Consider the following 12,579-nt stretch of genomic DNA (forward strand, 5'->3'; position numbering starts at 1 on the left):
CCTAAAGTTTCACCATCACCTCACTCGCCAGGTTGCTGAAATCGCTGGCTGAAAGGGTTTCAAAGAACTGTTTGTACTTATTACTATCCCATATTTCTATCTTGTTTCCTTTGGCAAACAACACCGCATCCTTATCGAGCCCTGCATATTCTTTCAACTGAGCGGGGATGAGCAAACGACCTGCAGAATCCAGTTCCACCGTTGTAGCTCCGTTCAAAAAGAAGCGTTGGAATTGCCTTACCTTCGGATCGAAATCGTTTAAAGAACTTATTTGGGTGAAAATGGGTTCCCAATGCTTCATGTGGTATAACGTGAGGCAGGAATCGAGGCCACGACTTACCACAAATTGGCTATTCCACTCTTCCGGCATCTGCTTTTTAAAGCCAGCCGGGAGCAGGAATCGACCTTTTACGTCGAGCGTTACCTCATATTCTCCCAGAAAACCAATCATTTAAACGATTTTGACACTAAACCTACACATTTACACACAAAATAACACTTTTTCCCACTTTCAAACCAAAAGTGAAAGTTTTTATTTTTTCCACAAACCGCTATGCCTTTACGGTAAAGGGTTTCAGGGGAAAACCATTGCTTTTTTGGTGAACAGAGATGTGAATTGCGGTGAATAACCCGTGGATAAACGAAGGCTAAATGTGAATTAAACGAATTGCCAGAGCAGACTACTCTACAACTCATCTTGTGCAACATCAATCCTGAATGAAAAAACTTTATCGAGGTATCTGACGTTTAGCAACGTCCTGATACCAATCTCCGAATTTCAGAGAGTTTGTGGTATCAGGACAACGCAGATGTCAGACACCTTGTTGTTTTTACTGATTGGTGTGGATTCGAAAATAATGCTGATGTTGTTTCGCAAGTTGAAAAGCGAGTGGTAGTAACGTTAGTATAGAATGTGCTGTTACAGAACAATGGAGCGGATTGAAACTGGTAATACCAGTTGCGAAGAAATGATTACTTCTTCAACGGTAACTCAACTGTAAACGTGCTGCCCTTACCAACAACGCTATCGGCTTTTACTTTACCACCGTGTGCTTCCACCATTGTTTTTACATAGCTCAAGCCTAAACCAAAACCTTTTACATTGTGTACATTACCTGTATGTGCACGGTAGAATTTTTCAAACACTCTTGTAAGTGTTTCTTTGTTCATGCCTATACCATGATCTTCTACAGTAATGCGGATGAACTTGCCTGCATTACGTGTAGCGATATTTAAACGGAATGAATCGTCTTTGGAATATTTCAATGCATTATCAACAAGGTTGTTGATGAGGTTGGTGAGGTGTACTTCATCTGCATCCATTACATCGTTTGTGGCGTTGAGCTGTACATCTACCTTGCCCTGTTTCTCTTCTATCTGTAACTGCAGGTTGCTTAATACTTTGTTGATGATGTCGTGTACATGCAGTTCACGCAGATTTAATTGCACTTCCTGTCGCTCCATTTGTGCAGCCTGCAGAATCTGTTCCACATGTTTGTTCATGCGTTTGTTTTCATCCTTGATCATGGTAGTGAAATAGCTGAGCTTATCAGGATTGCTCAACACTTTTTCACTCTTTAACGCATCTACTGCCAGTGAAATCGTTGCAAGCGGAGTCTTTAACTCATGCGTCATGTTATTGATGAAGTCGTTTTTCATATCGCCCAGTTTTTTCTGGCGCAACAACGTACGGATGGTTAAGAAGAATGCTGTGATGATGATGAGTGTAAACAACAATGAACCGGTAATCATCCAACCCAACGATTGGATAACATAATTTTTTACGTCGGGCACCACAATTACAAACACTTCATCAGGTGCAAGACTTTCGAGATACGTTCCGCTTGCAGCAACCAACGGATACCATACTTTCAGGTTATGTACCGTATCGATTGCCATATCCATAAACTGTTGCGACTTTAGTTCGTAATGCCCAAACACGTTATCACTTGCAACAGCAAATTCAAACTTGGTATCTTTTAAGTTTTGTCGTTGAAAGGCCTTCTGCAACTTCTCTTTAATCTCATACAATGTAAAGCGATTGGTAACCGAAAACTGTTTGTAAATATCATAGCCATCGCCGGGGAATTTCATACCAGGCATACGGCCGAGATTATTAAACGCATCGCTTCGTTGCATTACCAATTCATCGCCCACCTGTTGAATAACGGTCGACAGTTTTTCCTTCAATTGTTCTTCCCGCAACTGTGCAAGGTTTTTTAACCACGATACCTGGATATAGATAATACCCATCAACGATAAAGTGATCAAAGCAATAATTACGGGAAATGTTTTCTTCATGTGTTGTGTTCCTGTTATACAATTTCGGCAGTGTGCAAAAATACCCTTGAAAATTAAAGGAAATCCCCGATTTAAAAACAAGCAGTCTTTTTAACGTGCCTTTTACATTACATTTTCAAAAGAAGGAAATTTGAATTTTCCTTAGTATATTAATGTTATGATAGACCCTGCAAGTGGCATATTGTTGATTTCTGATCCTTTTCTTCGAGACCCTAATTTTATGCGAACAGTGGTTCTTCTTTGTGAACACAATGATGCCACCGGAACATTCGGCCTTGTAATTAACCGTACGTTTGAACAAACACTGGACCAGCTGATAACTGATATTGATGGTTTTGAAGTGCCGGTGTATTATGGAGGGCCGGTACAAATGGACACACTTCATTTTCTTCATCAACTACCCGGCGAAATACCCGGTGGTCAAGAAATTGCCAGAGATATTTTCTGGGGTGGTGATTTTGATATTGTACTAACACTGTTGAGACAGGGTTTACTCGACCTGGACAAGATCCGTTTTTATCTAGGCTACAGCGGATGGAGCAATGGACAGCTTGACAGTGAACTGAAAGAAAAAAGCTGGTTGACCGTTAAGGCTTCGAACCAGCTTGTATTTGAAAAAGAAACAGATCTTATCTGGAAAAATTCGTTGCAGGCAATGGGTGGCAAGTACGCACAACTGGTGAACTATCCTATTGATCCGCAGTTAAATTGATTGTTGTTTTTTATTTCGCTTGTAAACGTCCATCTCGACTACCGCTCAGGACTCCTACACTTTCACTCTCGAAAAACTTAAACTCTTCACCATCCAGTTAGGCAAAGGCTTTTCAGGTTTTCTGTTTTTAAGATTGAGATACCAACCGATCTTTTTAAGAATAGGTACACGATGTGTTTCTACATATTCGATCCATGTACCGTCTGGGTCTTCGTTGTAAGAGAAGTGACCAGCAGCTTCACCCATATCAAAACTGTTTGCACTGTCAACAGTAAACGGAAATCCATTTTCATTGCAGATGCGTTCGTGCTCGTCGTAGCCATTGATATCGAAGCAGAGATGAATATATCCCTGGTCGCCCCAATAACGATTCTCAAATATTTTCTTTGGTGTGCGATCTGTTACTTCAACTAACTCAATGTAAGTTGGACCAAGCAGTTTTGAAAATGCACCTTCTTGTTTTCGTGTATGTCCAAGCATAACACGTTTGAAATTGTTTTCACCACCGGGCATTTTGCTGAACTCTTCGTACTTGCCTTCATCTAAAAACAATTGCTTATCGTAGCCCAATACTTTTTCGTAAAACGGAATTGCTTTCGCAATAGATGAAACACCAATAGTAACACCACATACACCTCCGGTATATCTTCCTGTATCACCAAACCAGTTGTCATCGGCCATTACTTCAAAAATATTTCCATAAGGATCTTTTAAAAAGAAGGATTCAATGCCGCCAGGATTTTCCTTTGGTGCACTTAACAGATTCAATCCTGCTTTCTGATATTCAGCATAAGCAGCTTTTACATTCTTACATTTTATTTTGATGATGTAAATGCCTGTATCGCCAAGCTGTACTTCAAATGCAGCCGGTTGCGATTTACGACTGCGGTATTCCCATATTTCAAAACCACCACCACCTTGCATGTTAATAGCAAGAATAGCATAACGCTCATGACCTTCGCCGCCAGTATAACGTTTCATCAGTTCAGCACGTGCTGCATCCTTAAACACCACCACATCTGCTCCGAAATGTTTGTTATACCATACAAAAGCTTCATCGGCATTTGTAACACCGATACCTACCTGCTGAATACCACTGATGATCCTGCGCATATCATTGAATTTTGAAGTGCGTGAAGATAGGAAAGATGCAGAAAAAGACGCTGCTGCAAAGGAAGTTTTTGAACCACGAAGGCGCAAAGTCACTAAGGAACACGAAGAATACATTTTCTCTTTGTGCATCTTCCTGTCTTCGTGCCTTCGTGGTTCACTGTTTTCATCAATCAAGTTGCAGTTTCTTTTCCTTTGGATATTTTACACTGTACCGCAGCTCCATTTTCTTTGTTTGTTTGGGATCGATTGTGTACGACCAGGTAACGATCTTTGTTTCATCATTCAGTTTGCCTCCATCGTATTTCAAGTCGTCCACTTCAATTTCTTTTAATGTAGAAATTGGGAACACATCTTCCACAATAATATTCACCGGTACATTTTTGTTGTTGCGTACTACAATTTCAAATTGCTTTGTATCGGTACGGTTGCTGCCGAGAAATTTTTTGTTGCTGAATTCTTTTAACACTGTTCTTTTTACGGTGATGCCTTTATCAACACCCAATGAAAGTGATAAGGTATCAGAATCTGTCGACAGATCGAGGTAAGATTTGCCGAGGAATGTTCCTTCGTAAAATAAATTTGTTTCGCCGGGAATTAAATTCAGATCCTGCCAGTTGATGAGTTTGGCAGTGAGATAAGCTGCTTCATCCAGCTTTGGTGCTGTATAATATTCATAGTAGGCATCGATGCCTTTTTCATTGATGCTGATGGTATTTATTTTACCATCATTATTGACTGTTGCAATTTCCTGTATTTCGTATTGGGTGGTGATAGGCTGGAATGTTGTGAGAACCTGTAAAGGAATTGAATTTGACTTAGATTTTGCTTCTTTCTTGGCTAAGCCCGGAGCGCTTCCGGCCACGTATCCATCAGAGGCCCCATAACCAATTACAACAACTTCACTTAAACTGCTATTAATTGGCGTCAGTGAAACATTAGCAAAACCTTTACCGCCGGCAAATTCGTATTGTTCAAAACCAACTGAAGAGATCAACAATGTTTGTACAGCAGCATTACTGTTAAGGCGATAAAATCCATTGGCATCAGTTGTTGTTCCTTGTGTGGTTCCTTTAATTACAACACTGGCGCTCGACACAGGAGCACCTTTGTCGTCTGTAACTCTTCCCATCAACATTTTATCACTGCCGCCAATCATCCATTGCTTCATATAATTATTCACCTGTTGATTCGTGTAAGAAATAAACCAGGGATTGATCAACGGCTTCGAATTATTTTCATTGGGATTACCGGTTGATAAAACAAGCTTGATGTTGTTCCAGTTTTCACCACTTGTCTGGTACACATTGGCATTCATCTCCAGTTGAAGATTACTCGCTACATCTTTTACACGGATATTATACGTAGGATACCAACCTGCTTTTTGTACGAGATAGGTTATCTCGAAAGGAACTGTTGCTGTTTCTTTTACATCGGCCAATACCACAATTTCATTGGTTGAAAGATCAAACTTGCGGTTCATTTCTGCCAGTTGATTGTTCAACTTGTTGCGGTCTTTATTCAGCTCTTCCATTTCTTTTTGCAAGGCAAGTTGTTGTTTCAACACTTCGGTTAAGCGTTGCCGTTGAAAATCGAGTGCCTGCCGCAACTCTTCCGGTTTAAGCGTAACTGTTGAACCTGCGATCTGTTGATTCTTGATCAGCATCGTTTCTTCCTGCTTAAATACATCCAGTGTTTTACCGGTAATGCTGATCTTATCGTTGAGTGCACTAACTTTTTCCTGCAGTTGTTTGATTTCCTCTCTTACTTCCTGCTCCTTTAAATAATCTCTTTGTACACGTACCGATAAAATAATGAGCTTGCCATCGGCTTTTACCTGCACACTCTGCTTTTCAATATCGGTGGAAATACCAGTGAATACGATCTCCTGTTTACCGGTACTGATCATTTGTTTTCCGGTTCGTTTTACCTGTGCTCCTTTGGTAAACACCGTTACCTGTTCCATTTTTGTTTCAACAGGAACACGTTTTACGGATTGAGCAACTAATGTAATAGGGAGAAAATAAAGAAGAAATTGCAGCCATTTCGTTTTCATAAACAATTGTTTTATGAACGATGGATGCAGGGAATGATGAGATTACATAAAATAAAAATTCCGCCAGTTAAGCGGGAACTTGAACGATTTTACTCTTTTGTTTCTATTATGATCAGTTTCTTAATACTTGTATCTCTCGTATAGTCTGCAATCTTTTTTTCATCAGTTACAATGTCCATGCATTTTATTTTATGCGGCTCAACAAGGTACAACATCGGGGCTGTCCCTTTAAGAATGTGCGGTTTACCATTCAAATGCAGCAGAATCTTTTCACCAGCATTATCTAAAGTAATCGATTGCCGCATCCTTACTTCCTGTGCTTTTGTATACTGCGATGCATTAATGTCACCACCTTCAGGTATCAGGTCTTTGATACGTTGAGTTTGCGCATTGCAAATATCAGTGGAGCTAATAAAGATGAGGAAGAGGATGTATTTCATGTTGAGCTATTTATTGTAAGATAAAAAAATCCCGTCAATTTTTTTGACGGGACCTTTCTAAATTTATCTAAACCTGTTTACACAGCTTCACTTCCTTCTACAAGCACTGTTACTTTATTGTTCAGCACTTCTACAAAACCACCCTGTATCTTATACGATTCGGTGCGGTTCTTCTCCAGTAACACTTTCAACTGACCTGCTTTCAATGCACTCACCATCGGAGCGTGGTTATCAAGCACTTCAAAACTACCATCAACACCCGGCAACTGAACACCGTTCACTTCGCCGCTGTATGTTTTTCCGAGAGGAGTTAATATTTCTAAATTCATTGTTGTTTCTAGTTTGTGGTTTTTAGTTTCTAGTTCCTGTTAAACAACGAAGCCAACAATAAACTATAAACTATAAACTTTCTTATCCCTTTGCCGCTGCCATTAACTTCTTACCTTTTTCGATAGCATCTTCAATTGTACCAACAAGGTTGAATGATGCTTCTGGATATTCATCTACTTCACCATCCATGATCATGTTAAAGCCACGGATCGTGTCTTCGATGCTTACGAATACACCTTTCAAACCGGTAAACGCTTCCGCTACGTGGAATGGCTGAGAAAGGAAACGCTGTACTTTACGAGCACGGAATACAGTCATTTTATCTTCTTCGCTCAATTCATCCATACCAAGGATAGCGATGATATCCTGCAATTCCTTGTAACGTTGAAGGATCAACTTCACACGGTTTGCAGTGTTATAGTGTGCTTCACCCACAATAGCAGGAGTAAGGATACGTGAAGTAGATTCCAACGGACTTACCGCAGGATAGATACCTAAGTCAGCGATCTTACGATCCAATACCGTAGTAGCATCTAAGTGAGCAAATGTTGTTGCAGGCGCCGGATCGGTCAAATCATCCGCAGGTACATATACCGCCTGTACAGAGGTAATTGAACCGTTACGAGTTGAAGTGATACGCTCCTGCATCAATCCCATTTCAGTTGCAAGTGTTGGCTGATAACCTACCGCTGAAGGCATACGGCCTAACAACGCAGATACTTCAGAACCTGCCTGTGTGAAACGGAAGATATTATCAACGAAGAACAAGATATCTTTTCCTTTACCGGTACCATCGCCATCACGGAAATACTCAGCGATTGTCAAACCACTCAATGCCACACGAGCACGTGCACCCGGAGGTTCGTTCATCTGACCGAATACGAAGGTTGCTTTTGATTCTTTCAATCCTTCCATATCCACTTTTGTCAGATCCCAACCACCTTCTTCCATGCTGTGTTTGAAGTTGTCACCATATTTCATGATGCCCGCTTCAATCATTTCACGCAACAGATCGTTTCCTTCACGAGTACGCTCACCCACACCTGCAAATACAGAAAGACCACCATAACCTTTTGCGATATTGTTGATCAATTCCTGGATCAATACGGTTTTACCTACACCCGCACCACCAAACAGACCGATCTTACCACCTTTTGCATAAGGTTCGATCAAGTCAATTACTTTAATACCGGTGAAAAGTACTTCACTGGCTGTAGAAAGTTGTTCGAAAGCCGGTGGTTTTGCGTGGATCGCACGACCATTGGCTTTGCTCACCTGTGGCAAACCATCGATGGCATCACCAGTTACATTAAATAAACGACCATTGATCGCCTCACCAGTAGGCATCAGGATGTTTTTACCGGTATCAGTCACTTCCATACCACGAACGAGACCTTCTGTACCATCCATTGCGATCGTACGAACGCTGTCTTCACCAAGGTGTTGTTGTACTTCCATTACGAGTACATCACCATTGGGGCGTTTAAGTTCAAGAGCGCTGTAAATTTCGGGGAGTTGACCGTTGAACTGAACGTCTACAACGGCACCGATAACCTGTTTTACCTTACCAGTATTGGCCATATTGAGTGTTATTTAAATAGTATGGTTTTGAAAACTGGCCGCAAAGGTAAGTGTGGGCGAATGAATTGCCAATTTGTAAAGGGCTATTTTTCAAATTGGTGGAAAAAAGCAGGAAAACCTCTCGTTGCCTGGTTCAATCGGGTTAAAAATCAGGAAAAACCCACCCCAACAGGCCTTTTCTGCATATACTAATTGTCCGATTGTGAAATTGCCCGAATAGCAATGTTCGATAAGCCGAGTGGTTTTAAAAAGTTCCATCCTCACAGCCCCCTACAAAAACCGGCACCTTCTATTTTCAAAATCAAACTTCAGCAAACTTTCATTTCGCTATGTTCATATTTCGACATCCGGCAGTTCTTTTAGTACATTTTCCTAACCAATATCAGTAATTGGGTTCTTCAAAGCGGCAAGAAAAATGATCGTCATCACCACGCACTCGATTCCGCAAAAAAAGGTTGGTTTATAGCGGCAGATAAAATAATTTGGAGCATTAAAACTGAAAAGAATGGCGCTACAACCCTGGCGAACAGGTACAATCATCCGTATAGTGGATGAAACCCCTAACACAAAACGATACTGGATACAGCTTGCCGAAATTGATGTATTTGATTTTAAACCCGGCCAATTTGTACAACTCGAATTTCCAATTCACGAACAACAAAGCAAACGCTTACGCAGTTACAGTATTGCATCGCCCCCCGATGGTACAAATGTGTTTGAACTATTAATTGTGTTAAACGAACAAGGTGCAGGTACAACCTGGTTGTTTGCCAATGCGGTTGTTGGTACACAAATACCTGTTCGTGGAGCAATGGGTGTATTTACATTACCAGAAAAAATCGAAAAAGATATTTTCTTCATCTGCACAGGTACAGGCATTGCACCATTCCGCAGTATGTCGCAGTATATTAAAATGCACAACATTGAGCATAAAAATATTTACCTGTTGTTTGGCACACGCAAAAAAACAGATCTGTTGTATTTTGATGAACTGGCGCAATTACAAGAAGAATTACCAAGCTTCCATTATATACCAACGCTCTCCAGAGAAGAATGGGATGGCCGTAAAGGTTATGTACATCCTATCTACGAAGAATTATGTGCAAGCAAACAGGAAGCAAGTTTTTTCCTTTGCGGATGGAAAGCCATGATCGATGAAACAAAAAAACGCATCATGGAAATGGGCTACGATAGAAAAACTATTCACCAGGAACTTTATGGTTAATTGATGATGCGGATTGTGAGGTGAAACAGTTTTTTGTATGATGCTGATCAATAATTGAAAATTGTACAGCATCGACCTTCACCTCGCAATTCATACATTACTTTATTTAAATCTGAATAACTTTTATGCATAGCATAATTGCGGATTCAATAAATGATGTATATTAAATCTTCAAACAAACCAAACGTATATGGGTGCTGCCTCACTCATTGTTTTGATTCTTGCTGCCATTGCTTTTTCGGCCGGTGCTATTCTGATTGCGAAAGTGGTAACCAAAGCCACAAAGAATAAACAGAAAGCCGAGCCATATGAAAGCGGTATCCCTACCCGTGGGCCAAGCTGGGTTCAGTTCAATGTTGGCTATTATTTATTTGCACTTCTCTTTTTGATCTTCGATGTCGAGTTGATCTTTTTATATCCTTGGGCAGTAGCTGCTAAAAAAGTAGGCATGCTTGCCCTTGTTGAAATCATTATTTTCTTTTTCATTTTATTCATGGGCTTTTTATACGCACATAAAAAAGGTGCGTTGAAATGGAAATAACATTTACAAACAGTACCGGATGATAACACAACAACAAAAAGCAAGTGATTTTCCCGGAGAAATACATGAAACACCCGGTGGCGGAATTGTCCTTAGTAAACTCGACGATGTGATCAACTGGGCACGCTCCAATTCACTATGGCCATTAACATTTGCTACCAGTTGCTGTGGTATTGAAATGATGAGTACCGCTGGTGCCAAATATGATTTTTCCCGTTTTGGATTTGAAGTAGCAAGAGCCACACCACGCCAGGCCGATGTAATTATTATAGCAGGTACTATCGTAAACAAAATGGCACCTGTGCTGAAACGTTTGTACGATCAAATGGCCGATCCCAAATATGTTATTGCAATGGGCGCATGTGCTATCAGCGGTGGTCCTTTCTTTTATAATACTTACTCTGTTGTAAAGGGAGCCGATCATGTGATACCCGTTGATGTGTATGTGGCCGGTTGTCCGCCACGACCTGAAGCATTGTTACATGCATTGATATCGTTGCAGCAAAAAATAAAAATGGGTTTAACCCGTGAACAAATAAGAGAAGGAAAAGAAAGCGTATGACGAACGAAGAACTAAAGACAGGCATCAGCGAGTTAGCAGCAACTGCAATAATAGATGAAGCAGATGCAAACGGCTGGCTCACTGTAAATATAGAAGCAACAAACTGGTTATCGTTTGCACAAAGCTTGCGTACTGATCCTGCACTGCAATTTAATTTCCTGTTTTGCTTAACCTGTGTTGATTGGAAAACACATCTTACGATGGTGTATCACCTCCGTTCAACCATATACAAACACGAGCTTGTTGTAAAAGCAAAACTTGATCGTAACAATTCCGAAATAGAATCGGTTGCACATATCTGGCGCACAGCAGAGTTTCATGAACGTGAAGTGTATGAATTGTTTGGTGTGAATTTCATGAACCATCCCGATCTGCGTTTGCTGATATTACCTGATGGTTGGGAGGGAAAGAAACCATTGCTCAAGGATTTTGAAGATCCGATTAACATGATCAGACTATAATTTATGTTTGAAGAAGTAGGCACAACAACGGAAGGCGATTTGATTATTAACATGGGACCACAACACCCTGCCACACACGGCGTGTTGCATTTGGTTGTTACGCTCAATGGCGAAACCATCAAGAATGTAGAACCGCATCTCGGCTACATTCATCGCTCCATTGAAAAAATGTGTGAGAGCCTTACCTATCGCCAGTTCATTTATGTAACAAGCCGCATGGATTATCTTTCTGCACACATCAACAACCACGCTTGTGCTATGTGTGTTGAGAAAGGTTTACAATTAGAAGTACCGCCACGTGCACAGGTGATACGTGTATTGATGGATGAACTTACCCGTATTGCTTCGCATGAATTGTGGTGGGGAGCAATGGCAATGGATCTCGGTGCGTTCACTCCTTTCTTTCATGCGTTTCGTGAACGGGAAAGCATCAACGATATTATGGAAGAAACATGTGGTGCACGCTTAACGATGAACTACATGGTGCCCGGTGGTGTGATGCATGATCTTCATCCAAACTTTCAACGGAGAGTAAAAGATTTTCTGCAGTTATATAAAAGCAAAGTGCATGAGTATGATGAGATGGTAACCGGCAATGTTATTTTCCAGAATCGTATGAAGGGAGTGGGAATTATTTCAGCAGAAGATGCGATCTCCTACGGTTGCACAGGACCGGTAGCAAGAGGAAGCGGTGTAAGTTGCGACGTACGCAAGCATTACCCTTACGAAATTTATGATAAGCTGCAATTTGATGAAATACTGGAAACCGGTTGCGATTCATTTGCACGTTACATGGTTCGTGTGCGTGAAATGAACCAATCGATTAGCATCATTGAACAATTGATCGATAATATTCCTGAAGGCGATTTCCAGGCAAAAACAAAAGCTGTATTGAAATTACCAAAAGGCGAATTCTATAGCAAAGCTGAAACAGCACGTGGTGAGTTGGGAGTGTACATTGTGAGTGAAGGTGGCACAACTCCTTATCGTATCAAATTCCGTTCACCGGGTTTCTCCAATCTTTCCATATTAAACAGAATGGCAAAAGGTGGAAAGATCGGTGACTTAATTGCAGCAATGGGAACGTTGGATCTGGTGATACCGGATATTGACAGATGACCCCCACCCGACCTCCCCTGAAAGGGAGGCCAGCAACACACATGGCTAACTTATTTGAAGATCATGACGAATAGAAAATAAAACGTACAAGTGTGCGACGCAACAAAAGACGAACAGAATTAATACAGATGACTAAATAAA

13 protein-coding genes are annotated in these 12,579 nt (G+C 40.9%); 6 read left to right on the forward strand and 7 right to left on the reverse strand.

The annotated features are described in order from the left end of the window. Window position 1: 1 nt before the first annotated feature. A complete protein-coding gene (gene mraZ, locus ESA94_RS17620; protein ID WP_129132257.1) occupies window positions 2–451 on the reverse strand; it encodes a division/cell wall cluster transcriptional repressor MraZ in 450 nt (149 codons plus the stop codon). A gap of 521 nt (window positions 452–972) precedes the next feature. Further along, on the reverse strand, window positions 973–2,301 hold the full coding sequence (locus ESA94_RS17625) for a sensor histidine kinase (protein ID WP_129132258.1): 1,329 nt from the start codon (window positions 2,299–2,301) through the stop codon (window positions 973–975). Between the two features lie 157 nt (window positions 2,302–2,458). On the opposite strand from ESA94_RS17625, the gene ESA94_RS17630 reads away from it, so the two are divergent. Then, a complete protein-coding gene (locus ESA94_RS17630) occupies window positions 2,459–3,013 on the forward strand; it encodes a YqgE/AlgH family protein (RefSeq protein ID WP_129132259.1) in 555 nt (184 codons plus the stop codon). 54 nt (window positions 3,014–3,067) lie between these two features. Here the strand turns inward: ESA94_RS17630 and ESA94_RS17635 are convergent, their stop codons facing one another. From ESA94_RS17635 to atpD, 5 genes are all read right to left on the reverse strand, one after another. Continuing rightward, complete coding sequence (locus tag ESA94_RS17635; RefSeq protein WP_129132260.1) at window positions 3,068–4,126, reverse strand: VOC family protein; 1,059 nt, start codon at window positions 4,124–4,126, stop codon at window positions 3,068–3,070. A gap of 166 nt (window positions 4,127–4,292) precedes the next feature. Beyond that, on the reverse strand, window positions 4,293–6,179 hold the full coding sequence (locus ESA94_RS17640) for a DUF4139 domain-containing protein (protein WP_129132261.1): 1,887 nt from the start codon (window positions 6,177–6,179) through the stop codon (window positions 4,293–4,295). Window positions 6,180–6,268: 89 nt separating this feature from the next. Then, the gene (locus ESA94_RS17645) at window positions 6,269–6,619 is read right to left on the reverse strand and encodes a hypothetical protein (protein WP_129132262.1); all 351 of its coding nucleotides are present in this window, start codon (window positions 6,617–6,619) and stop codon (window positions 6,269–6,271) included. Window positions 6,620–6,696: 77 nt separating this feature from the next. Continuing rightward, entirely contained in the window at window positions 6,697–6,948 is a 252-nt protein-coding gene (gene atpC, locus ESA94_RS17650) for an ATP synthase F1 subunit epsilon (protein WP_129132263.1), read from the reverse strand. 82 nt (window positions 6,949–7,030) lie between these two features. Further along, window positions 7,031–8,530 (reverse strand): F0F1 ATP synthase subunit beta, encoded by a 1,500-nt coding sequence (gene atpD / locus ESA94_RS17655; RefSeq protein WP_129132264.1) that lies wholly within the window; start codon window positions 8,528–8,530, stop codon window positions 7,031–7,033. 505 nt (window positions 8,531–9,035) lie between these two features. Between atpD and ESA94_RS17660 the strand changes: the two genes are divergently transcribed. The 5 genes from ESA94_RS17660 (at window position 9,036) to ESA94_RS17680 (ending at window position 12,438) form a co-directional block, all read left to right on the forward strand. Further along, window positions 9,036–9,755, forward strand: coding sequence for a ferredoxin--NADP reductase (locus ESA94_RS17660; RefSeq protein ID WP_129132265.1), 720 nt, complete (start codon window positions 9,036–9,038; stop codon window positions 9,753–9,755). A 190-nt stretch (window positions 9,756–9,945) separates the two neighbouring features. Further along, entirely contained in the window at window positions 9,946–10,296 is a 351-nt protein-coding gene (locus ESA94_RS17665) for an NADH-quinone oxidoreductase subunit A (RefSeq protein WP_129132266.1), read from the forward strand. Window positions 10,297–10,315: 19 nt separating this feature from the next. Further along, a complete protein-coding gene (locus ESA94_RS17670) occupies window positions 10,316–10,858 on the forward strand; it encodes an NADH-quinone oxidoreductase subunit B (protein ID WP_129132267.1) in 543 nt (180 codons plus the stop codon). Further along, complete coding sequence (locus ESA94_RS17675) at window positions 10,855–11,319, forward strand: NADH-quinone oxidoreductase subunit C (protein ID WP_129132268.1); 465 nt, start codon at window positions 10,855–10,857, stop codon at window positions 11,317–11,319. Before ESA94_RS17670 ends, ESA94_RS17675 begins: the two co-directional genes overlap by 4 nt. 3 nt (window positions 11,320–11,322) lie before the next feature. After that, entirely contained in the window at window positions 11,323–12,438 is a 1,116-nt protein-coding gene (locus tag ESA94_RS17680; protein ID WP_129132269.1) for an NADH-quinone oxidoreductase subunit D, read from the forward strand. Window positions 12,439–12,579: the final 141 nt, after the last annotated feature.

The organism is Lacibacter luteus (assembly GCF_004118265.1).
GTDB classification, from domain to species: Bacteria; Bacteroidota; Bacteroidia; order Chitinophagales; family Chitinophagaceae; genus Lacibacter; species Lacibacter luteus.